This window comes from Anabaenopsis elenkinii CCIBt3563, assembly GCF_015245355.1.
Classification (GTDB): Bacteria; Cyanobacteriota; Cyanobacteriia; order Cyanobacteriales; family Nostocaceae; genus Anabaenopsis; species Anabaenopsis elenkinii.
The window spans coordinates 2,103,289-2,126,923 of record NZ_CP063311.1 but is presented as its reverse complement, the minus strand read 5'-3'; the positions used below and the strand labels follow the sequence as shown (position 1 = coordinate 2,126,923).

Annotated in this window: 14 protein-coding genes, 2 pseudogenes and 1 CRISPR repeat array; of the genes and pseudogenes, 6 read left to right on the top strand and 10 right to left on the bottom strand. The window is 41.0% G+C overall.

Annotated elements, in window-relative coordinates; genetic code table 11:
- Window positions 1–7: 7 nt before the first annotated feature.
- From IM676_RS09360 to IM676_RS09340, 5 genes are all read right to left on the bottom strand, one after another.
- Window positions 8–1,396, bottom strand: coding sequence for an FAD-binding protein (locus IM676_RS09360; RefSeq protein WP_200989923.1), 1,389 nt, complete (start codon window positions 1,394–1,396; stop codon window positions 8–10).
- 87 nt (window positions 1,397–1,483) lie between these two features.
- Window positions 1,484–2,104: a helix-turn-helix domain-containing protein gene (locus tag IM676_RS09355; protein WP_225880484.1), complete on the bottom strand. Its 621-nt coding sequence runs from the start codon at window positions 2,102–2,104 to the stop codon at window positions 1,484–1,486.
- Between the two features lie 243 nt (window positions 2,105–2,347).
- Window positions 2,348–3,349: an oxygen-dependent coproporphyrinogen oxidase gene (hemF, locus tag IM676_RS09350; protein ID WP_200989922.1), complete on the bottom strand. Its 1,002-nt coding sequence runs from the start codon at window positions 3,347–3,349 to the stop codon at window positions 2,348–2,350.
- Window positions 3,350–3,470: 121 nt separating this feature from the next.
- A complete protein-coding gene (locus tag IM676_RS09345; RefSeq protein WP_200989921.1) occupies window positions 3,471–4,484 on the bottom strand; it encodes an aromatic ring-hydroxylating dioxygenase subunit alpha in 1,014 nt (337 codons plus the stop codon).
- A 92-nt stretch (window positions 4,485–4,576) separates the two neighbouring features.
- Window positions 4,577–5,620 (bottom strand): aromatic ring-hydroxylating dioxygenase subunit alpha, encoded by a 1,044-nt coding sequence (locus tag IM676_RS09340; protein ID WP_200989920.1) that lies wholly within the window; start codon window positions 5,618–5,620, stop codon window positions 4,577–4,579.
- Window positions 5,621–6,019: 399 nt separating this feature from the next.
- Between IM676_RS09340 and IM676_RS09335 the strand changes: the two genes are divergently transcribed.
- The gene (locus IM676_RS09335) at window positions 6,020–6,229 is read left to right on the top strand and encodes a plasmid partition protein ParG (protein WP_200989919.1); all 210 of its coding nucleotides are present in this window, start codon (window positions 6,020–6,022) and stop codon (window positions 6,227–6,229) included.
- Window positions 6,230–6,507: 278 nt separating this feature from the next.
- On the opposite strand, the gene IM676_RS09330 is transcribed toward IM676_RS09335, so the two are convergent.
- Complete coding sequence (locus tag IM676_RS09330) at window positions 6,508–8,109, bottom strand: peptide ligase PGM1-related protein (RefSeq protein ID WP_200990146.1); 1,602 nt, start codon at window positions 8,107–8,109, stop codon at window positions 6,508–6,510.
- A 341-nt stretch (window positions 8,110–8,450) separates the two neighbouring features.
- Between IM676_RS09330 and IM676_RS09325 the strand changes: the two genes are divergently transcribed.
- Window positions 8,451–9,389 carry a phosphoribulokinase gene (locus IM676_RS09325; RefSeq protein ID WP_200989918.1) on the top strand — a complete coding sequence of 313 codons (939 nt, stop codon included), beginning with the start codon at window positions 8,451–8,453 and terminating at the stop codon, window positions 9,387–9,389.
- A gap of 256 nt (window positions 9,390–9,645) precedes the next feature.
- On the opposite strand, the gene IM676_RS09320 is transcribed toward IM676_RS09325, so the two are convergent.
- On the bottom strand, window positions 9,646–10,824 hold the full coding sequence (locus IM676_RS09320) for an RNA-guided endonuclease InsQ/TnpB family protein (RefSeq protein WP_200990145.1): 1,179 nt from the start codon (window positions 10,822–10,824) through the stop codon (window positions 9,646–9,648).
- Between the two features lie 76 nt (window positions 10,825–10,900).
- On the opposite strand from IM676_RS09320, the pseudogene tnpA reads away from it, so the two are divergent.
- The 3 genes and pseudogenes from tnpA to IM676_RS09305 all read left to right on the top strand — a co-directional run bounded on the left by tnpA (window position 10,901) and on the right by IM676_RS09305 (window position 13,855).
- Window positions 10,901–11,306: pseudogene (tnpA, locus tag IM676_RS09315) on the top strand (IS200/IS605 family transposase).
- Between the two features lie 270 nt (window positions 11,307–11,576).
- On the top strand, window positions 11,577–13,322 hold the full coding sequence (locus IM676_RS09310; RefSeq protein WP_200989917.1) for an ABC transporter ATP-binding protein: 1,746 nt from the start codon (window positions 11,577–11,579) through the stop codon (window positions 13,320–13,322).
- A gap of 5 nt (window positions 13,323–13,327) precedes the next feature.
- On the top strand, window positions 13,328–13,855 hold the full coding sequence (locus tag IM676_RS09305; RefSeq protein ID WP_225880483.1) for a thermonuclease family protein: 528 nt from the start codon (window positions 13,328–13,330) through the stop codon (window positions 13,853–13,855).
- 228 nt (window positions 13,856–14,083) lie between these two features.
- Here IM676_RS09305 and IM676_RS09300 read toward each other — a convergent pair.
- Both IM676_RS09300 and psbA read right to left on the bottom strand, forming a co-directional pair.
- A pseudogene (locus IM676_RS09300) lies at window positions 14,084–14,215 on the bottom strand (photosystem II q(b) protein); the annotation flags it as partial.
- A 582-nt stretch (window positions 14,216–14,797) separates the two neighbouring features.
- A CRISPR array of direct repeats spans window positions 14,798–16,599; the repeat unit is 36 nt; unit sequence GTTTCCATTAATTCCACTTCCCAGAGGGAAGCGGTC.
- 360 nt (window positions 16,600–16,959) lie between these two features.
- Window positions 16,960–18,042: a photosystem II q(b) protein gene (psbA, locus tag IM676_RS09295; RefSeq protein WP_200987021.1), complete on the bottom strand. Its 1,083-nt coding sequence runs from the start codon at window positions 18,040–18,042 to the stop codon at window positions 16,960–16,962.
- Window positions 18,043–18,619: 577 nt separating this feature from the next.
- On the opposite strand from psbA, the gene cofG reads away from it, so the two are divergent.
- Window positions 18,620–19,576: a 7,8-didemethyl-8-hydroxy-5-deazariboflavin synthase subunit CofG gene (gene cofG, locus IM676_RS09290; protein ID WP_200989916.1), complete on the top strand. Its 957-nt coding sequence runs from the start codon at window positions 18,620–18,622 to the stop codon at window positions 19,574–19,576.
- On the opposite strand, the gene IM676_RS09285 is transcribed toward cofG, so the two are convergent.
- The gene (locus IM676_RS09285) at window positions 19,573–23,382 is read right to left on the bottom strand and encodes a class I SAM-dependent DNA methyltransferase (RefSeq protein ID WP_200989915.1); all 3,810 of its coding nucleotides are present in this window, start codon (window positions 23,380–23,382) and stop codon (window positions 19,573–19,575) included. The two genes, cofG and IM676_RS09285, sit on opposite strands and share 4 nt — an antisense overlap.
- Window positions 23,383–23,635 lie beyond the last annotated feature (253 nt).

Below are 23,635 nucleotides of genomic sequence, written 5' to 3'. Positions count from 1 at the left end.
ATATTTCCTAAATTGCACCGACGGGGTGTTCATACTTGAAGAAACCAGGATTAAGAATCCCACAGGGGTCGTATTTCCTTTTGATTTCATTGACTGTGAACCAGTAATCACCAAATTGCGATCGCCATTGTGGTAAATCAAATTCCGCCCAAGTCGCCATATATCTTTTACCCCCCATTTGGAAACCCAAATCCGTCAGTAAATTTAACTGCTCTAACACAACTTCCACCTGAGTTTTAGGAATAGTTGGATACATTCCCAAACCGATAATTAACTGATCATCCGGTAAAGGAAACATGGGTAATTTATGGTTGGGAGAATTGAGACAAAAAGAACCTATAGGTAAAGTGCGGAAATCCAAGAAACTAGGTATACGCTCCAGAGCAATACTGATAAATTCCTGAGCACTATAAGCGGGTAAAAGTATATCGATCCAAGTATTAGCAGTATTTACTGGGTGAGGAACTTGACCTAAGGGTTGGATGAACTGGGCAAAAGTCAAGTCTTCAGTGTGGATATGACGATAAAAATTTAAATTACCGAGTAATTCTCTATCATTTATCTGATTGATGTCATCAAATTCTACAGTAATTTGCATCCTGTAAAACCACTGAATTAATGGTTTCATCTGATTTTCTTTTCTGCTCATTCCTTGCAAGCAGGGTGAAAACAAAGAGACTAAACCATCTATTCTACCTTCTGTGACTAAACCACGTGCATCATGTAGGAGTTTATCTAAATCGTCATAGCACAGAAAATAACTGCGAGTGTAAGGGCGATATTTTCTCAGACGATTTTTAACTTTAGTAATAATGCCAAATTGACCATAGCCACACAAAACATGATAGAAAAGTTCGCTGTTCTCTTCTGGTGTACACCAAATAATATCTCCAGTCCCCGTCACAACTTCCAAAGCCAAACAATTATCAGCTTGAGAACCATAACGAAAAGAACTCAAACCTAAACCAGCGGCCGAAAGAGTTCCCGCCAAAGTGACTTCAAAGTTATTGGTCAAGACAGGGGGAATTACACCATCAGGTATAGCAGTATCAATAACCTGCTTCCAACTCACACCAGGGTCACCTTGAAACCACAGTTCATCGGCACGGAAATCATCAATTTGATTGAGATTCCTCATATCTAAGAGGATTCCCCCTTGATTCAAAGATTGGCCACTTAAAGAACGTCCTGCAGCCCGTGAGGAAATTGTTAAACCCTGTTGAGCAGCATATTTAATTGCTTGAGCAACATCAGTGGAATTTTGCGGACGGATGACAATTTGGGGCTGTTTTTGAATAATGTTGCCAAAATCTTGAGAAACTGCTGCTAACTCTGATTCTTTGTTAGTAACTTCTCCGGCAATAATCTGTTTTAAATCCCTGATTATACTGTTCATACATTTATTTTAAATAATATTTATTTTTGGATGATGCTCTGGTAATTTATGCACTGCTTATTTATTCCCAACCAATGTTTATTGTTACTATTTGAATAAACGCATCTTCAGCATTTTATAAGCGATCGCACACAAACTAGGAATTAATAATATCAGAGATATCACCCGACGAATAGTATTTTTACCCTCTGTATTCATCAGGGGTAAATTATTTGTACTTCTCTCATACTTGAATACACAAACACAGTCACCCTCTGCTTGTTTACTCAAAATTGCCGCCTTAATTTCTGGGAAAGCTCTTCTAGTAGCTTCTTGTTCCATCTCGCAGAAGACACGACAGGGACTCTCAAAACCGTACTCTTGCGCCAAGGATAAAAAGGGGCAAACTCTTTGTATTTCTAATGCTGCATCTGTGCCATTTTGGGAAATATCTACCACATCCATCACAAAACCCATTAATCTCAGTAAGGGTGCTGCTTGGGTAAAACCTTGAGCTAGGGTGTTATGCTCAATGAAAGTACCCATCAATGCTTTTTGTTGTTCAGGATATTTTGCCATCATTTCTTCAAAAGCTACAGCATCTCCTTTTTCTGCTACCAGACTTTTGTATCTTTGTAATCTCTTGCGAAACAAATTCATGGCTTTCGATTCATCTATGTTGATGATATCTTCCATGCGGAGATTACCTGTAACTAGTTCCTTTTCCATGGTCATTTCTGATTGAATAAATTATTTATATACTGGAATACACGCAAAGGATAATTATCCACAATAGTCCATATTTACAAGCATTCAGACATGATAATGCCATATCTATTTCTAGGTCACTGGCCAAAGATGTATTTTTTCTGGTTTTGTTAAAAGTGAATTCTTTTGTCATTAGCTGTAGTGGCTAGATGTTGGTTTGATCTTAAATGGTGTTTGATCATGGCAGGAGCCATAAAAACCGATTTATAACCACTCTCGAGGATTTTTCAAGACTTCTTTTAAAATAGCTTCTTTAGTACCAGGAATAGGTTGATCATCATATTCCCAACTAGCAACAGGAGGCATACAGTTAAAAACACTTTGTTGGTTGACCATACCACTAGCTAAACCAAAACGTACACCGCGATCGCACGATAAGATAAACTCTACATAGCGCCCACGCACCAGATGTTGCCAATACTTATTTAGCCTTGTAAAAGACATATCTTTACGCCTTTCCAAAATCGGGATATAAGCAGGGATAAAAGCATTAGCACAATCAGTCACAAAATCAAACAGTTTTTGCGGATCTTGATTATTTAAATGGTCAAAGAAAATTCCCCCAATACCACGATGTTCACCGCGATGTTGTATGTGGAAATATTCATCACATAACCGTTTAAACCGGGGATAATAAGAAGGATCATACTGATCACAAACCTGTTTATGCACCCGATGAAAATGAACTGCATCTTCCTCAAACAGATATGCTGGTGTTAAATCAGCACCACCACCCAACCACCAATAAACTGGTTGGTCACCCTGACAAATCTCAAAATAGCGGTAGTTAGCATGAGCAGTGGGAGCCATGGGGTTATGGGGATGGATGACAAAACTAGAACCTGTAGCGAAATAGCGGTTAGCCTTGCTGCGGGTGATTTTATCAGCTATATCTGTAGCCAGAGCACCGGACTGCTGAAAAGACATTCCTGGAGGTAACTCACCTTCTATGGCTACATAATTGACTCCTACCTTTTCCAACACATTACCATTGTGGAGAAGCCGGTCAATATAGATAGCATCTGGACTACTTTCGCCCAGCTTCCAGATTCCCTCCTCGTCACGATTCCATGAATGTTGAGACATCCTCTTACCATCCAAAGTCTCCAGCGCGTGACAAGTCTCATCAAACATCCGCCGGAAAAACTGATCAATCACTCCACGCATTCCTAGTTTCTTCAGTGATTTTTCCAGTACATGGTTCATAGTTATCTCTCCAGTATTAGTCCAATACTTCTATCTATCTACTTGCATTGATCTGCAAAAATCATGAGCCCTACAAAACTCAACCCCATCTCAACTCAGCACCCAAAATAAAACCTATCTTTTAGTTTTTATCCTCAGTAAAACCATCAAATTCAGCCTGAAACTTTTGTAAAAACTGCCGAAAAGTAATATCTAAAGCATCAGCGGCTACATGAACTTCTGCGGATATTTTTGGCATTCCTTGAGAATTTAAACTTGAAACCACTACTGTATCTTCTTGTGCTAATTTGTGGTCAAGTTTTCTAAAAAATCCATCAAGCCAAGGGAACGGTAAAACATTGCGATATAACACGCGTTTAACACGAGTTTTATGGTCATCAATAGGGAGGTGAGCCACTAAAATCCCAAACTTAATATCAAACCTACTACCGCGCCCCACATTGATCTCTGCCAGAGTAACATTAGGCAGATATAAAGTCAATTTTGTTTTCAGTTCTGGTCGTCCACCCAGTAAAAAGTTTAAGAAACTTTTGGAGTTACTTAAAGATTCATAGTTAACCTGAGCCTCAGCACCCCAATCATATTTATCAACTTGATAGTTAATAGTTGTATTGATGGGTATTCTCTGTCCGAAAGATTTTTTATGGACGGCGATTACATGGGTAAAATCAAGATTAGCTTCCATGAGGCGAGCATAGTTGGCATTATCTATACTATCCTGATATACAGGGCGCATAGTCGATACCATGTATTCTGGAAAAGTCGGTAAAGGAGGGCGTTGTGCTGCTGGTAAATCACCATAAAATATCCAGACAAAACCATATTTCTCCTGTGCTGGATACTGAGCAACACGAGCTTTTTTAGGTATAGGTGTACCAGGTGCATTAGAGGGAATTTCAATACATTCACCATCAGCTTGAAACTTCCAGCCATGATAGGGACACCGCAGACAATCTTTGTCAATCCAACCTAGAGAAAAAGCAGCACCGCGATGGGGACAGTGGTCATTTAAAGCTACTATTTCTCCTTGAGAGTTGCGATAAAGAACAAATCTCTGATTCCACATCAAAACTTGCTTTGGTTTGTTGGTAATTGCCGAGCTAAATTCACAAGCATACCAAAAGTTTTTCAACATGACCGCCTTGACTTCCTTTTTATTTGTTGAATTGGCGTAATTGGGGTTATTTTTTCATAATTCTTAGCCTCTCGGTTGCCAATAGACAAAATCTAGTTCATCAATGAGCTATGAGTATATTCTCTTTGATTTTGATGATCATTTAAACCCCATCCCATAGCTAAATATTTTTGTCTGATCTGGCGATAAGCTAGGTTCATAGCATCAGCAGCAACATGAACTTCATTTGTTAAATTATCAGGTATTAATTGGGGAATTTGTGACTCTGTGACTATTTTATCTTCTAAGCCAACTTGATGATGAAACTTGATGAATAATCTATCCGCCCAAGCATAGGTGAAGAAATTACGCAGTTGGATTCGTTTACTAATTGTCCGGTGATTATCAACGGGAACATGAATAGCATAGTTGATAATTTTACCCCGACCAAAGTCACTCTCAATTTTAGTGATATTGGGGAGATAAAAGCTAATTGTGGCATTTAATTGTGTCTTTTGAGGACGGAAAAAATATTTAAATATGCCATTTCTAGGCTGGGTATAGTTCCTGTAGCTAATTTTGGTACTTATTCCCCAATCCTCATGTTTAATGATATGGTCTTCCACTGTGGGATCTTGTGCCATTCCTGCGCCAAAGGAATTACCATGAACTGCATAAAGATGGGCGGGGTCAAGTGCATTTTCTATGACACGGGTGTAGTGAGTTTGCATCTCATATTCTAAATAAATTGGATGCATTTGGGGGTCTTGATATTCTGGAAATGGAGGAATAGGTGGACGTGATTCCGCTGGTAAATCTCCGTAAAATATCCAGACAAAACCATATTTTTCTTGTACTGGGTAGCAGTTGACATTAGCTCTCGCTGGAATTGCTCTTCCCATTTCATTAGCAGGGATTTCTACACATTTCCCATCGCCTTGAAATTTCCATCCATGATAGGGACAACGGATACAGTTGTCTTCTAACCAACCTAGAGATAATGCTGCACCTCTATGGGAACACTGATCTTTTAATACAACTACTTCCCCTTGATAATTGCGATAGAGAACAAATCTCTGGTTTAACATCAAAACTTGTTTAGGTTTATTGGTAATTGCAGAGCTAAATTCACAAGCGTACCAGAAGTTTTTTAGCATTTCCCAGCTTTGAAATAAATGATTTTTAAAGTTTTGTTATCCTAAATTTTTGGCTAAAAATCGGATTTTTATGAAACTATTGCTGATTTTCTTGGCTTTTAGTCTGTGTTTTAGCGATGAAGCATTTTTTGGTTATAAGTATTGATTGCAGCTAATTTCGGCAAATTCAAATAAATTTCCTTGCTATTGCTGTTTTGATGTTGATTTGGTGGCGCTGACACTTTCTGGATTCTATAGCCATTGTTGTGTGTCATCTTGTGGATAGATTTATTTGTCTTTCCTGGGGTACAGATGATACTGTACCAATTAACTAATGCATTAGTCAACTAGTTAATATTTTTCCCCGATGAACCATTACACGAATAAACTGGTTAATAAGTTTATTACTTGGAGTATAGTGTGGCACAAGGAGAAGCTTCGATTCGGGTTTACCTTCCCCCTGAAATTAAAGACAGGTTTAAAACAGTGTGCTTTTTTAAAGGATTGAATATGTCTGATGTTTCCGCTGAACTTATTGAAGATTGGTTAGCTAAAAATGACATGGAACTGCCAAATTCGAGCAAAATTTCCCCCTCGACCACAGGTAAAACCAGTAATAGGTCAGCATGATTATAGACAGTTGATCAAATCAGCTGTGGCCGTGTAGTTACACTGAGGTAGTTAGTCATTACAGCAAATTTGTCACCTATGATACTGACATTAAAGAACTTCTGATGCATTTGGCGAGCATTGGGTAACAAGTATGCTTGAAACCTTTATGTAGTCATATGCTGATGGATGATATTAAAGAAATTTGACGGAAATACCAGCGCCGAACTGTCTGGCTTTGCACATGAGGGAAGGCGCTGGCTAATTTATTCACGGTGCTCAAAATTCCTCCCGATTCCCTAGTTATATCCATCCCCAGTTATGGGAAAGCTGTAATCTGAGAACAGGGGTATATCTGGATTGTCGCGGCGGGTTTCTTCATCCAGAACATGGACGACTTTATTGTAAATTTCTTCTGCTTGTTGTGGGGAATCGCCAATACTGGTTAATCCCAATTTCCCAAACTGGGAAAGACACCCCATGAGATGAAACACTGTCCCTGTTTCTGTACCACTATCAAAGTGGAGTCGGTGATGGGCGATGATATCCATCAAATCGTTGGGTAATAATCCCCGATATCCGTCTTTTTGCAGGTTGTCGGTGGCTATATAGTATTTAGGCCGTCCTTGCTGACTGTAAAATAACCCTGTAGCTAGGTCGTAGCGTCCGTTGGTTAACAATTTCAGTGTCATGAAGGGGTGAGTTGTACCACCCTTACGTAAGTTGATTTCAATGGCCTGAATCTCCCAGTCGCCATTTCCCTGGTCAACGGTGATGAAATCTACGCCAAATCTTTCTAATGCGCCTTTTTCTGCCAGTTTTTTGCCTATTTTTAAACCAAATTGCTGTAATTGCAACCGATAGCTAGAATCAGCGGGAAATTTACAACCAAGATAAATCTGTCCGTCTGGACCGCCTAGGATTTGGTCATGGGTGGAAACAATTTCTACTTCTCCACTAGGTGTGATGCGTCCTTGAACACTGGGCGATCGCTTAATTTCTCCTTCTATAAATGCTTCTGAGATCGCCCCTAATTCTTGAATGCGGTTGGAAAAATTCCTCCAGTTTTCTTGTGCGGACTGAAAGCGCATACTGGGGAAGCGATCGCTAATTGTCGCTATTGTTTGGCTGCGAGGAACTTTTGGGGGTGCTACATCCATGATGGGGCGCAAATCTAGGAGGGCGTTTCCCTCTCCAGAAATTCCTTCATTAAGTTTGATGACTATTCGTTGTAATTTGGGTTGACGTTCCCATAAATCACAAGCAGCTGCTGCTAAATCTTGGTGATTCTGTACCTTTGGGCTACCATCTGGTAATGGTACTCCACTTTCTGCAAATATCTGTCTACTACCGCTTTTTGTCCCCCACATCTGTAGGGTTGGGGCAACTGCATATAATGGTACATTTAATTTTAAAGATAATTCCGCCTCTAAAAATGTGGAGTTGTAGCAGGTCATAAAGGATTTTTCTAGCCTTAATGCTTGGCGAATCCGCTCTAGCAACCGGGGACGTTCTAAAATTTTGGCGCTTAGAGGTCTCAGGGAAGCATCATAGGTCGAAAGTAGTAACAGGCGATTGCGGGCGTGGGAAAATGGGATTCCTGGTAATAATTGTAAATAGTAATCAATAATACTAGGATGTAATGGCATGGAGGTGACATAAATTAGTCTCGTGCGAGGATTCCGCAACCGCATCAAATAAAATAGTAATCTTTCTTCATAATGCTCACAGCCTTCTACTTTATGCAGTTCATGCTGGTCGATGCTCAAGGAGGGAATAATTAAAATATCCGCCTCACTATTGTCAAATAGTTCAATAGTTGGCCAGCGATCGCATAAAGTTAACTGAAGATGCCGAAACTTGTCAATTTTATCGGAATCTGAAATATTCAGCGTCACCATAATCCCTAGTCCGTTTTGATTCCCAAAACTGCTTACCTCTCTGGTATATACCAAAAAGCATCACATACCCCAATATACAACACTTCTTTGATTACTCAGTTAAGCACTAAAAACACTTAATTAACTCGACTTCAAACAACAACTTTTCAAACAGGTGTTGGATGTGTTGATGTTTAACTGTGTTGACCTACTTAATTATAAGTAAACACAAATAAATTGAATGTATAGAGATGTTACGCAGGATGTTTGACTTGAGTTAATGGGTCAATTACCTTCTAAAATATAAAAATTAACTAAAAACGTTTATTACTATACTGGTTGTTCATATCCGGAGGGGAATCATGGGACGTCCAATAATTTTGGGAATTGTCGGTGACAGCGCCGCAGGTAAAACAACACTGACTAGGGGAATTGCTCAAGTCCTCGGACTTGAAAATGTCACTGTCATCTGCACCGATGATTATCACCGTTATGATCGTCAAGAACGGGGAGAAATTGGTATTACCGCCCTACACCCTGACTGTAATCACCTGGATATTATGCAGCAGCACTTATCTTTGCTGCGGACTGGACAACCCATTCTTAAACCCGTATACAGCCATAAAACAGGTACATTCGAGCGTCCACAGTACATTCAGCCCACAAAATTTGTAATTATTGAAGGGTTACTTGGTTATTCTACTCGGGTAGCTCGTGAAGCTTACGATGTGAAAGTTTATTTAGCCCCCCCGGAAGGACTACGGGCCGAATGGAAGGTTAAACGTGACACCCAAAAGCGGGGGTACACACCAGAGCAAGTTTTAGCAGAGCTGGAAAAGCGGGAACCAGATTCAGAAAGTTTTATTCGTCCCCAGCGACAATGGTCTGATATAGTGGTAAGTTTTTATCCTGCTGGTGATGATTCCGATCGCAACAATGGACATTTAAATGTGCGGTTGGTATTGCGGCCAACAATCCCCCATCCTAATTTTACCTCACTGCTCAACTTAACTGATGCTAATTCTGATTCGGCAATCCGGTTAGGATTAGACCGGGATATGGGTAAACCTGTGGATGTGCTGGAGGTTGATGGTCACGCCACTTTAGAACAGGTGAGTAAGTTAGAGCATATTTTATGTTCGGATATGCCTTACTTACTAAATGTATGCGATCGCGAAGTTAATCCCGAACTCGGGAAAGTTGCGGGAACTACTGGGGAAACTTTGCAAAGTTATCCTCTAGCGCTGACGCAGTTGATTATTACCTACCATATGCTCAAAGCTACCCAAATGCATCAGTAACTTGGGGAGCAAGTGTAGTTAAGACTGTAGTTAAGATAGTAGGTGTTTCTGTACAATTACTGTGGGCGAGAATAGGAACTGTGAGTTTTTTCGCCCATAATTTCGCCCATAATTAGGAATTACTTTTTTGGTACAGCGGGGGATTCTGCCCACTACATTATACCAATGATTGCCCCATGAGTGTCGATCAAATATATGGTTGAGATTAATGTGATAATTTGACACTCCCCATGCCTGAAAGCAGGGGATTCCAGCGTCACTGACGTTCCTTGCCTTTGGAGGTCTTACGACCAACAGAAGTAGAGGGAACATCTCGACTGGCGTTACTTTGGGGTTGCCCACCCCTAGCGTTTGCACGACTTAAAATTACTTTGGCTGCATTCACATCACGTTGTTCTATGTGACCACAATGCAAGCAAGAATGAGTTCTAGTGCTAAGTGATTTGTAAACTATTGCACCACAATTACTGCATTCTTGGCTAGTAAAATGAGGCGGAACAGCGATTATTTCCCGTCCAAATTTCTCTCCAAAGTATTCGAGCCACTGGCGAAAGTTGTACCAAGACGCATCAGAAATACTCTTAGCAAGCTTGTGGTTTCTCACCAACCCACTAACATTTAAATCTTCCAAGACCACCTTAGCGTTAGCTAGGCATAAGTTACGCGCCAATCGTTTGGCGTGTTCATTCCTTTGTCGAGTTACTTTTAAATGTTTGCGAGCATAAACACCACTGGCTTTCTTTCTACCAGATGACCCTTTCTTTTTCTTGTAAATACTGCGCTGAACTCGCTTGATATCTTTTTCAGCTTTACGTAAATATCTAGGGTTTTCTTGATGATTGCCATTGCTATCAGAGTAGAAATACTCTAACCCTACATCGATACCAATTTCAGATGTAGTTAATGGAGCTTCCTGTTTATTATCTGCTTTCACACAGAACTGAACATAATATCCATCTGCACGGCGAACAATCCTAACTCTCTTAATTAGCTCTACAGGATAAGTGTGGATATCCCACTTACCCAACAATTTGAGTTCACCAATGCCTTTTTTATCAGTAAAGGTAATACGACGTTTTGTGGGGTGAAGCTTCCAAGATTGTTGTTTATATTCAACAGAGCGACTATGCTTTTTAAATCTTGGATACCCTTTGTTTCTGGGTTTTCTAGCCTTGCAGTTAGCGAAAAATCTACTGATAGCACGTTCTACATTCTCAACAGACGCTTGACAAGCGTGACTGCTCAAATCTCTCACAAATTCATATTCTGCTCGTAATTGAGTGTTGTATTTGTACAATTCTTTTTTGCCAATACCGCGATTATCTATCCAGTATCTAAGCACCTTGTTCCTAACAAACTGACTGGTGCGAATAGCTTCATCTATGGCTTTTGACTGCGCTTTTTTGACAACTGCTTTGTACTCCATTACCAACACTCTTGAATCACCTCCTTGATATTTCTCTTTGCTTAAAATAATTATAGCCTGTAGCTGCATAAGTCAACAGGGTTCCATGCAAAAATTCAAATCAAACAAGAATGTTGTTTATTTGTGTAAATATCATGTTATTTTTTGTCCTAAATATAGAATACCAGTTCTCGTGAACGCGATCGCTTCTCGCTTAAAAGAGTTACTTGCTCAAATAGCGATTGAAATTAACATTGAAATTATAGAGATGGAAATCATGCCAGACCATGTGCATTTATTGGTAGAAGTTGACCCTCAGTTTGGAATACATCGATTTGTAAAAAGATTTAAGGGTGCAACTTCTAGGTATTTACGATTAGAATTTCCACCAATTGAAACGTAGATTACCTACTTTATGGACTAATTCTTATTTTGTTTCCACTGTCGGGGGTGCGCCACTAGAGACAATTAAAATGTACATTCAAAATCAAAAAGAAACGGTTCTTGCGTAGATTTTATGGTAATCGAGGATTGATAACAACAAAACCCTTACCCCGTAAGGGTTATAAACAATTATGCCCAATATTTTCAATGAAATGCCGACACAATAAGGCTTTCAATGATTTTGAACTGGGTTCTCCATAAAAAGTACCGAAGAACCAAAGAAACTTCACAGCGATTAAAATCGCCAACGGCTAGCCCCCATAAATAGAATCTAGGGGCTAGCTCGCCGTTGTATTATTGGTCTCAACAAGAAAAAATATTTTTGTGGAATTTACAGCTTGAAAACTCATTCTCATTACTGGCAATTATTACCTTATTTGGGTCCCCATTGGCAAAATATTACTAAGGGATTTGTGGGGATTATCGGTTATGTGCTGGCGACTTTAACTTTAATTAATCTCGCGGGTAGATTGGCTGAACCCTTTGGTAAAGGTGATATAGTGGCGATCGCTCAATTAGCCGGAATGCTGCTTTTAGTGTTTTTGGTGCGGGGCTTTTTTCAGTCTGTGCAGGATATGTACATGGCGAAGGTGGCTTTAAGGGTAGCTTTTGACCTCCGCAAGCGGGTTTACTCCCATCTGCAAAAACTGGATTTGAGCTATTTTGAAACGGCAAAAGCCGGTGATTTATCTTACCGCCTCACGGAAGATGTTGACCGGGTGGGGGAAGTGGTAAATAGAGTATTTCACGACTTTATACCCTGTATTTTGCAGTTGCTGGCTATACCCATCTACATGATTTACCTGAATTGGCAACTGACTTTAGCTACAGTGATTGTAGCGCCATTGATGGGAGTTTTAATTGGCTGGTTTGGTGAACGTTTACGTCACTACTCCCTGAAAAGTCAAAATCGTGTATCTGGGTTATCCGCAATTCTCACGGAGGTATTTAGCGGTATCCGTTTAGTCCAAGCTTTTGCAGCGGAAAATTATGAAATTGCTCGCTTTGGAAATGAAGCAGAACGCAGTTTTCAAGCTAAATACTCCGCCGAGCGCCTCAAAGCAGTTCAAATACCTATAGTGGGCTTTTTAGAGGCTGTCAGTGCGATATTTTTATTAATAGTGGGAGCATGGCAAATTGCCCAAAATAATTTGACAGTGGGAGAGTTTTTTAGTTACTTAACGGCGGCGGCGTTGTTAATTGACCCCATTGGTCATACTACTCATAACTACAACGAATTTAAACAAGGTGAAGCATCTGTAGACCGGGTTTTTGAGTTGATGGCTATGCAACCAACGATATTAGAAAAGTCTCCCGCGATCGCTTTACCCCCGGTGAAAGGGCAAGTAGAATATTGTCATGTGTGTTTTGCCTATAAACCAGGGGAACCGGTATTACAAGATATCAGTTTATTGGCCTTACCGGGAGAAGCGATCGCCTTGGTGGGTGCTTCCGGTGCTGGTAAAACTACCTTTGTCAATCTGCTGCCTCGGTTTTATGACCCCCAAGCAGGTAAAATTTTGATTGATGGTGTAGATATTCGCGATGTTCAGCTTCATAGTCTACGCCGACAAATTGGTATTGTCCCCCAAGAAACCGTGATGTTTTCGGGAACTATTGCCCAAAATATTGCTTTCGGTCAAGATGATTTTGATATGGAAGCAGTGGCGGAAGCTGCTAAAATTGCCAATGCCCACCAGTTTATTACTCAGTTACCAGAGGGTTACTATACTTGGGTGGGTGAGCGGGGGGTAAATTTATCCGGTGGACAACGCCAAAGAATCGCGATCGCCCGGGCGGTATTTCTCAACCCGCAAGTTTTGATTTTAGATGAGGCTACATCTGCCTTAGATTCTGAGTCGGAAGCATTAGTACAAGAAGCTTTAGAAAGACTGATGCAGCATCGCACGGTGTTTATTATAGCTCACCGCTTAAGCACTGTGCGCCGATGCGATCGCATTTTAGTGATGGAAAAAGGGAAAATTGTTGAATCAGGAACCCACACAGAATTATTAGCACTTAACCAACGCTACGCCCGATTTTATCTCAGACAGCAACAAGGTCATCTACCCGAGGGGAGTTAAAAACAATGTTGAAAAAAATTCCCATCCTGGTATTTATGATACTTTATATTCCTGTAGTAGGATGTCAACTATTACCTGGAAATATTGATAAAACTACCAATGATCATACTCCCACCACGGTCTTGAGAGTTATAGACGGCGATACTATTGATGTGAAACACCATGAACAAACAGTTACCGTACGTTTAGCTTGTATTGACGCACCGGAAAGAAAACAGAAACCCTGGGGGAGTAGATCAACCGCCAGATTAAAACAGTTGCTCTCTCCTGGACAGGAGGTAAGATTAAAACCCCTGTATACTGATGAATATGATCGCTTAGTATCTGAGGTGTTTGTAGGCGATCGCAATATTAGCCTAAGTATGGTCGAAGAAGGGAAAGCTGTAGTTTATCACTATTTCCTGCGCAATTGTCCAGAGTCTAGAAATAGTTTATTGCAGGCAGAGAAATCTGCCAAGAGTCAGAAATTAGGTTTTTGGAATCAACGCCGTCCTCAGATGCCTTGGGATTTTCGGCGTTTAAACAGCGAATAATTAAATCTTACCACTTTACACTAATTTTTTTTAGGGGCAAGGTTAATTTTTTATTACCCCTAATCTTACTATGTTTTGCCTATAGACTTGTGAAATTATTTTCGGTTCTGGAGGTCGAGAAGTAGGAATACAGTAACATCACCCAAACCAAAAAACCCAAACCAAAAAACGCCCCTCATTTCTGAGAGGCGATTTTGATTCAGCTAAACTTGATTAATTAGCCATTAATTAGCCGTTGATTGCAGGAGCAGTCAAAGCAACAGGAGCAACATCACCAGCAGCCAAGTCTAAGGGGAAGTTGTGAGCGTTACGCTCGTGCATTACTTCCATACCCAGGTTAGCGCGGTTGATGACATCAGCTTATGCTTGCCTGCGGAGACGGGGTCAGATGCGAGTTTCCATTCAATTAGTGTCCCCAGCGAGTGGGGACACACCACAGAAGACTACAGGAGGGAGTTCCCTGCATTGTTTCCATTCGATTAGTGTCCCCAGCGAGTGGGGACGCCGAAAAACCCCGTACGTTAAAAGTCAAATAAGCTCTTGCTTGTTTCCATTCGATTAGTGTCCCCAGCGAGTGGGGACAACCTGCCCACAAAGGGTTGGTCTTCAGGGGCTGCCCGTTTCCATTCGATTAGTGTCCCCAGCGAGTGGGGACGTAGATATGCTTTTTGTTCAATTTTTCCCGCTGGTTGAGTTTCCATTCGATTAGTGTCCCCAGCGAGTGGGGACTCAGGCTGTTGAAGCACCGGTGGTTGAAAAGACAGCGGTTTCCATTCGATTAGTGTCCCCAGCGAGTGGGGACTTAAGGGAGTCTTGTTAACAAGACTCCCTTAACAACGTTTACTTAGCGTTTCCATTCGATTAGTGTCCCCAGCGAGTGGGGACCTGCCGCTGAAACTCCTGCAACTCCTGCAACTCCTGAAGTTTCCATTCGATTAGTGTGTTTCCATTAATTCCACTTCCCAGAGGGAAGCGGTCTGCATTGTGTGTATATCTAGGCTACGAAGCCTACGATGTCGTTTCCATTAATTCCACTTCCCAGAGGGAAGCGGTCTAGTCCCATAGCAGCAGGTTGTTAACAACCCTGCGCTTAGTTTCCATTAATTCCACTTCCCAGAGGGAAGCGGTCATCAATCCCATTTAGTGGAAAGACCCCTGCCGCTGAAAGTTTCCATTAATTCCACTTCCCAGAGGGAAGCGGTCTTTTCTCCATCAGGAAAAAAAGAGTTCAGCCTTTCCAGGTTTCCATTAATTCCACTTCCCAGAGGGAAGCGGTCTGCTTGAAGAAATCCCAAGGGATATGCGTGTGTGCGTTTCCATTAATTCCACTTCCCAGAGGGAAGCGGTCGCCCCTATGGTCAATTCTCGGCTCTTTTGTCTCACATTGTTTCCATTAATTCCACTTCCCAGAGGGAAGCGGTCGCTAAGGGATCGGCTTGAGGACTTAGGTTTGTCTCTGAGTTTCCATTAATTCCACTTCCCAGAGGGAAGCGGTCCGGTTTAACAACTCCTTAGTTGTTAACAACCAGCTACGGAATGAGTTTCCATTAATTCCACTTCCCAGAGGGAAGCGGTCAACGTTAAGACTAATTTTTGAAGACCTTAAATCTAAGTTTCCATTAATTCCACTTCCCAGAGGGAAGCGGTCTCTAACATCCTTTTAAGGGTAGCTGCCTGCACATCACGTTTCCATTAATTCCACTTCCCAGAGGGAAGCGGTCATTTCCGAATTCACCTCCGTGGAAAGAGGGGTTGAGGTTTCCATTAATTCCACTTCCCAGAGGGAAGCGGTCCTAAGAAGGCATTTAAAGCTGAGTTTGTGCGATTTCGCGTTTCCATTAATTCCACTTCCCAGAGGGAAGCGGTCCTGGTGTCATTGGCTGGATAGGGGAGAATGAGCGCACCAAGTTTCCATTAATTCCACTTCCCAGAGGGAAGCGGTCAACTTATAGCGGGGTCTCTCCTTCTACAAATTGTCAGTTTCCATTAATTCCACTTCCCAGAGGGAAGCGGTCTTCATATGCTACCAGCTCTTGTTATTTATCGCGGTAGAGTTTCCATTAATTCCACTTCCCAGAGGGAAGCGGTCTGCAAGGCTGAAGAGAAAAAGCTTGTTCAGCTTCTAGTTTCCATTAATTCCACTTCCCAGAGGGAAGCGGTCTCTCTAGCAGCATTATTTTGTGACTTCTGTATATTAGTTTCCATTAATTCCACTTCCCAGAGGGAAGCGGTCGTTTTCTTCAGCCATGTTTCTAAACCTTATTGATTGTTTCCATTAATTCCACTTCCCAGAGGGAAGCGGTCAAAGTAATAGCAGTTTCAAACAGTAAGGGTGGTGTAGCGTTTCCATTAATTCCACTTCCCAGAGGGAAGCGGTCTTGAAGGATTTTGGGATTCTACAGACCAATCAGACAAGTTTCCATTAATTCCACTTCCCAGAGGGAAGCGGTCTACAAAGAGTTTGAACTGATGCAGCGCAATGCATACAAGGTTTCCATTAATTCCACTTCCCAGAGGGAAGCGGTCACACATAATAAGAAGCAAGAACAATATAGAAAACACTGGTTTCCATTAATTCCACTTCCCAGAGGGAAGCGGTCGCTTTAACCTTTAACAACACTTATTAAAGGCTTATGTTTCCATTAATTCCACTTCCCAGAGGGAAGCGGTCGCAAAGGACTATTTAGAACAGGGCAAGCCCGTGTTAAGTTTCCATTAATTCCACTTCCCAGAGGGAAGCGGTCCCCTCCATTTTAAACACAGTCCCAGTAAGAAGTCTAGAGGCACTTTCCGAGGTTCAATAAACTTAACGGCTGAAATGGACTTTAGCATACTAACAAAACTCCTGAAACCCTTACCCAGCAAGCGACCGAGGTTCAATACATTAGAATCACTATTTCAGCTATTTTGATTGAACTTCCGTAATAGTTAACTAGTGCATTACAACAGCATTTAGGCGAAGCGCTGCTGTAAGCCATATACCCCAACCTTTTGTAAGGTGAGGGGTCAATACTACTCTACCAAAACCAAAAGCGCCCATCCCGTAGGAAGGGCGCTTTGATCAAGCAGAGAAAGTATTATTTAAGTTCCTTAACCTTAATCTCTTAACCGTTGATTGCAGGAGCAGTCAAAGCAACAGGAGCAACTTCACCAGCAGCCAAGTCTAAGGGGAAGTTGTGAGCGTTACGCTCGTGCATTACTTCCATACCCAGGTTAGCGCGGTTGATCACATCAGCCCAGGTAGCGATGACGCGACCTTGAGAGTCAATTACTGATTGGTTGAAGTTGAAACCGTTCAAGTTGAACGCCATGGTGCTTACACCCAGTGCGGTAAACCAGATACCAATTACAGGCCAAGCAGCTAGGAAGAAGTGTAGTGAACGGCTGTTGTTGAAGGAAGCGTATTGGAAGATTAAGCGACCGAAGTAACCGTGAGCAGCTACAATGTTGTAGGTTTCTTCTTCTTGTCCGAACTTGTAACCGTAGTTTTGAGATTCGGTTTCGGTTGTTTCACGTACCAAGGAGGATGTTACCAAGGAACCGTGCATTGCAGAGAACAGAGAACCACCGAATACACCAGCTACACCTAACATATGGAAGGGGTGCATCAAGATGTTGTGTTCTGCTTGGAACACGATCATGAAGTTGAAGGTTCCAGAGATACCTAAAGGCATACCATCAGAGAATGAACCTTGACCGATGGGGTAGATTAGGAATACTGCGGTAGCAGATGCCAAAGGTGCAGAGTAAGCTACACAGATCCAAGGACGCATTCCCAAGCGGTAAGATAGTTCCCACTGACGACCTAGGTAGCAAGCGCAACCAATCAGGAAGTGGAAAATTACCAACTGGTAAGGACCACCGTTGTACAACCACTCATCTAAGGAAGCTGCTTCCCAAATGGGGTAGAAGTGTAAGCCGATGGCGTTGGAGGAAGGAACAACTGCACCAGAGATGATGTTGTTTCCGTAGATTAAGGAGCCAGCTACTGGTTCGCGGATACCATCGATGTCTACAGGGGGAGCAGCGATGAAGGCGATGATGAAGCAGGTGGTAGCAGCTAGGAGGGTGGGGATCATGAGGACGCCGAACCAACCGATGTAAATCCGGTTATCGGTGCTGGTGATCCATTCGCAGAAGCGATCCCATACGTTGGCGCTTTGGCGCTGTTGTAAGGTGGTGGTCATTTGTTTATGATTGCGGTTATGTATGTATGAATCAGGTAGGTGTTTGTACCTGTTGTTTACATACTAAATCAATTATTTAGATTTGTAAAGTATTTTGACAAATATTTTTACAAAAAACTTAACATAATGCTGAAAACCTTACCCTGTAAGGAGTTAAACCTTTTGCGGTGTAACACTAGAGTGTAAACATAAATCTAGTCCCCTCCCCTTCATCAGGGGAGGGTTAGAGGATGTTTGGAAAGTATTAAACAGGTAATTTTTATATTAGGGAGCAGGGAGCAGGGAGCACCGAAGCAGGGAATGGGGGACACTCCGAAACAATAAAATCCAGTCCCCTCCCCTTACAAGGGGAGGGTTAGGGTGGGGTGAAACAATAGTTGATACACTAATCATGACTTATCAAACATCCTCTTAGGGTGGGGTAAAAACTTTGGGATATACAGCAGATTTCATGTAAGTGAGGTAAACTAGGGCGGGTAGGATACCCACCCCACAATGCTTTTACAATTAATATCTGTATTTTATCTCTGTATTTTATCTAGGTAGAAACTGCTGTATATATAGTAGATAACGTTTTATGCCAGTTTCTCATTCTGCCACTGTTACCTACAGTCCCGCTTATACTATTGTTCCGACTTACGAGTGTTTCAACCGCTGTACATACTGCAACTTTCGCAGGGAACCGGGTCAAAGTCCCTGGATGACCTTATGGGAAGCGGAAAAGATTTTACTCCCACTTCAAAGTCAGAAGGTATGTGAAATCCTCATCCTCAGTGGTGAAGTCCATCCCCGTTCACCCCTGCGTCAGCAATGGTTTGAGAGGATTTATGATTTATGTGAGTTAGCCTTGTCTCTGGGATTTTTACCCCATACTAATGTGGGAATCCTCAGTTTTACCGAGATGGAACGGCTAAAAAATGTTAATGTTTCCCTGGGTTTGATGCTGGAACAGTTAACCCCAGCACTGTTACATACAGTTCATCGCCACGCACCCAGTAAGTTACCAGAAACTAGATTACAACAGTTAATCTGGGCCGGAGAGTTGCAGATTCCTTTTACTACGGGGTTACTTTTAGGGATTGGGGAAACTCAAGATGATTGGTGGGAAACTTTAAACGCTATATCTGAGTTACATCAACGTTATGATCACATTCAAGAGGTAATCTTACAACCCCACAGCCCAGGAAATCAGCAAAGCTTTGACTGGGGAGCTTTTGACCCCCACCAACTACCGGGGGTGATTACTAAAGCACGTGAAATTTTACCGCCAGATGTCACTATTCAAATTCCCCCAAATTTAGTTACAGATCCCCAATGGTTACTAGCTTGTATAGCAGCTGGTGCGAGAGATTTAGGGGGGATTGGTCCCAAGGATGAAGTAAACCCTGATTATCCCCATGTGCAGGAACAGGCTTTAAAAACCATTTTACAATCTGCGGGGTGGGAGTTAGTACCACGTTTACCTATATATCCCCAGTTTGATCATTGGTTGACTGGTGATTTACAAGTAGCTGTGGAACAATGGCGCGGTTAACCTATTTGAGATTTGATGATTTGAATCTCTTCTGCTGTTAAGTTGTAAAGCTGATAAACCACTTGGTTTATTTTTGCTTCTAATGGGGTTGTGTCTGCTTGGGGGTCTGCTTGTTTGACGGTGAGAATTTGCTCAACTATTTGTTCTAATAATTTCTGCTGTGTTTTTGTAGCTGTGGGGATGGGTATTTGAGAAACGTACATCGGCTTAAATTCTATAAATCCTCCTTGCCTTGTTGCTGCAATTTGTTTAATGTAAAATTCTGTGATTTTGGAATTTAAAATCGCCAATATGTATTCATTTTCGGGTGAAATTACTAAATTGGCAGGTGCAGAAAGATAAAAGCCTTGTTTAGCAATAGCAAATTGTGGTTTTGTCGCCAAATTTCCCCATATAATCTTAGGTTGCTCAAATTCTTTCCAGTAGCTGGCTGCGCATCTTTGTAAGGCGTACCACTCATATCTAATACCAGTCTCAGCTTTGTTTCTTCCAGATAGCTGAGTTTTAAATTGAAGTAAGTGCTTGTAAATAGCAGGATACTGTTTTTTAAATTCTCTTTCTGCTGTTTGAGATGCACCTGTAATAGATAAGTCGTGATGTAGTGGAAAGTGCCAAGGAATAAACAACAAATAAAAATCAGCAGAATTAACACACCAACGCTTAACATCTCGACCGCGTAAAAAAGGCTTCAACACCTCAGCAGAAGAAGGATGCTCATCAATCAATCTATCACGGGTAACGCGATCCACCACAAAAGCCTGATTAAATCCTGTAACAATCCCACGGTAAAACCTACCCTTGACATATTCCCCTAAAGGCTGACCAATATTGCGTAGCTTCCCCAGTAATTCCAACACCTGAGAAGATTCTACCCTCCACCCATCAGGTTTTAAATTCTCCTGGGGAATTATCAAACCCTCCTCATCCAACACCCGGGGAAACTGGACTATATTTTCTTCTATAGCTCTATCCCAATATAACGCCCGTACCTGATTACCCTGAGATTGTAACTTACCTAAAGCAATAATACTCGGATAGGCGATCGCCTCTTCAAATACCGGAAAATCACCAAAATCAATTAAATTATAAATTGTAGTTTTCTGTGTTAACAGTCCCCGCAACCTTTCCCCATAACCAGCACGAAAATACTTATTAGAAGAAATATAACTTAAATGACCCAGTGGTTTTAACAACCTTAAACCCAGTTCATAAAAATAGACAAATAAATCAGCAGTACCCACATAACACTCATAATTTTGTCGTAAAGTCCGCTTTAGCTCCTTAATTTCCTCCTGTCTAATATAAGGAGGATTACCAATCACCACATCAAACCCCAGAAACACACCCTGGTCATCCAACACCTCTGGAAACTCAAAGCGCCACTCTAAAGAATTTTCATAAATCCTACCGCTTTCTATCTCCTCAATTTCCGCCCTTAACTGGGAAATATGATGATTTAACTTGACAATCTTTTTCTCCCGCATCTTCTTCACCCCCTTCGTCTCCTCAAACAACAAAACCTGATTTTCTAAATTATAAAGCTCACCCTCCAACCCTCTTAACTTCTGTTTTCTCGGGTCTATTCCTTGTAGTGTATTCTTTAAATTCCCCTTAATATCATCAACCAACCTTTCCATCTCCCGCTTCTGCTGCTTATTTTCCGCATGGCGATAAGTTTGGACAGCATGACGATAACCATCTATAGTGTATTTCTTCTTCAAAGCTGGTCGTAAATCACCATCCAACGCAAAACGACTAATCAAAGAATTACCACACTTAATATTAATATCAATATTAGGCAAAGTTTCCAACTGACTGTAATTACCATCAGCTAGATAATAAGCATTTTTTAACAACTCAATCCACAACCGCAAGCGACAGATTTTCACCGAGTTAGGATTAACATCTACACCAAACAAACACCCCTCAATAATCCTCTGTTTTTCATGAAACAGCGCCTCCTGTACCCGTTGACTTTCCTTACTTTGGGGATTATACTCAAACAACAAACCATCATCATCAGTCACAACTAACTCATCATTCACCACCTCAACTTGATAATCTCTTAAAGTTTTACCCTGTCTATCCAACAGGATTTTTAACTCACTCTTCACCGCAATTACTTCATTCAGAGCCGAAACTAAAAAATGTCCTGAACCCACCGCAGGGTCACAAATCTTTAAACTATTAATAATTTGATTAGCTTCCTGCTTATCCCTAATTTCCTCATATAATTGGTCAATATCTTGACAATTCCACCCCTTAACCTGATTAAACTTCTGTACCACAGCGCGGCGAATTGTTTCCCGACACATATACATGGTAATGAAACCGGGAGTAAAGAAGGAACCATCTTGATATCCGTTAATCTTCTCAAAAATCAAACCCAGTACAGAAGCATTAATTAATCTTTTATTCTCTTCCTGGATATCTTCGGAACCTTCACTACTAAAGTCATACGCATTGAGAAATTCTAGCAAATACTCTAAAGTCCTGAGTGACCCTGTGCGTTTCTTCCCGTTGCTGTCCTTTAAGACCGTAGCATCAAAAATAGTCAAATGCTCATCTGTGAGGTTGCTAATAAAAATAGTTATCTGTTCAATATCTGTAGGTTCAAACAGGGAACTATTTAAATAGGGAACATGGGTAAATATCTTTTGTAAACTTGGGATTCTTTCCCCTGGTTGACGCGCTAGTACACTAAAGAACAGACTATTTAAATCGTCATAATTCTTAACTTTATCTAAATTCAGGAAGCCAAAGGATGTATCATGTTTATGGTAGCGAATTAATTGTGCTTCTAACAGTTTGAGAAACAGAATGCGATTAATCCAAGTAATTGCTAGTTCTAAAGCAACATTAAATAGTCTATCTTGCTCAGTTAGTCCAAATTGCTCTGGCTTTTCTATGCGGGAGATTTTATCTAAACTGTCAAGTTGGGAAATTGCATTTTCAATCAATGAACCGGGATTTCTGCTACCTGGTTTTTGACGCTGGATGAGTTTTTTACCACCTTCCTTAGTTTCGGTTAACCCGATGATATGTAATAATTCACTATAAAAACCTTGATCAAGGGTGTTGCTATCGTTAGCGAAGGGAAGTTTTAATAAATGTTCTGGGGAAAGTAATTTAAAGAGTGCAATTAGTCGATGGTCGTCTGTTGGTTGAGGGTTTTTAACTATTTCTGCATATTCGCGCAGGTCAAAGTGGGTAAAGACTAGGGAAGTTTGAAGATTAGCAATAGCTGGTTGAGCAATTTCTTTATAGAAGAATTCTGTTTTTTTACTGGTTAATCTTCCGTCCTCAAAATCATGATATTGCTGGATAAATTGGGGATTTTCTACAAAACTCTTTTCAAAGACAGTAGCATCAAAAATAAACCATTCATAGATATTGGTAGCAATTAAATATTTAATTTCCAGGTTTTTATTGCTTAACCTTTCCCGCAGGAAATATAAAACTAGTTCTTGTAATGCTTTAGTGTTTAAATTTTCCACTGTCAGCATTTCCGCTTTATTGGTGGGCTTTTTGGTTTCTAAAATTACTCCCACAGTGCTGTGAGCATCTTTACCATTATGAATAACTAGGTCATTGCGTCCTTTGGTATTAATAAAGTGATGGGAACCATAATAGGTATTTTTCAAGAAATCAGCGATGAGATTTTTATGAAATTCTTCGCTTTCCCCTTCGTTAATTTGTTGGATGAGGGTAGTTAGATGTGTTTTAAATAGTTCAATTTGGTTTCTGTAGGGTTTAACTTTGAGGAAGGCTTTATTCAATGCTTGTCTGGGGAGAATTTTAGTCATTTGTGGTTCACAATCTGAAAATTGACAAAAATGGTAATTAGGTAAATTAAACAAATTTTTAGATAAACAAGATAGAGGAGAAATAGATCAGTAATGCTCAGAATCCATGATTGTGGAATAATTTGATAAATCAGGATATTGGATGGTTAATGGGGAATTTTCCGCCAAATACACCGTTGACGGCTGGTTAAATTGCCAAAATCTGTTGATTGTCTGTATTTACCTAGTTTCAGCCAGGGTAATGATCTGCTAA

Coding starts and splice junctions, on each gene's coding strand:
- IM676_RS09360 (WP_200989923.1), bottom strand. CDS start 1,396: ATGAACAGTATAATCAGGGATTTAAAACAGATTATTGCCGGAGAAGTT.
- IM676_RS09355 (WP_225880484.1), bottom strand. CDS start 2,104: ATGGAAAAGGAACTAGTTACAGGTAATCTCCGCATGGAAGATATCATC.
- hemF (WP_200989922.1), bottom strand. CDS start 3,349: ATGAACCATGTACTGGAAAAATCACTGAAGAAACTAGGAATGCGTGGA.
- IM676_RS09345 (WP_200989921.1), bottom strand. CDS start 4,484: ATGTTGAAAAACTTTTGGTATGCTTGTGAATTTAGCTCGGCAATTACC.
- IM676_RS09340 (WP_200989920.1), bottom strand. CDS start 5,620: ATGCTAAAAAACTTCTGGTACGCTTGTGAATTTAGCTCTGCAATTACC.
- IM676_RS09330 (WP_200990146.1), bottom strand. CDS start 8,109: ATGGTGACGCTGAATATTTCAGATTCCGATAAAATTGACAAGTTTCGG.
- IM676_RS09325 (WP_200989918.1), top strand. CDS start 8,451: ATGGGACGTCCAATAATTTTGGGAATTGTCGGTGACAGCGCCGCAGGT.
- IM676_RS09305 (WP_225880483.1), top strand. CDS start 13,328: ATGTTGAAAAAAATTCCCATCCTGGTATTTATGATACTTTATATTCCT.
- psbA (WP_200987021.1), bottom strand. CDS start 18,042: ATGACCACCACCTTACAACAGCGCCAAAGCGCCAACGTATGGGATCGC.
- cofG (WP_200989916.1), top strand. CDS start 18,620: ATGCCAGTTTCTCATTCTGCCACTGTTACCTACAGTCCCGCTTATACT.
- IM676_RS09285 (WP_200989915.1), bottom strand. CDS start 23,382: ATGACTAAAATTCTCCCCAGACAAGCATTGAATAAAGCCTTCCTCAAA.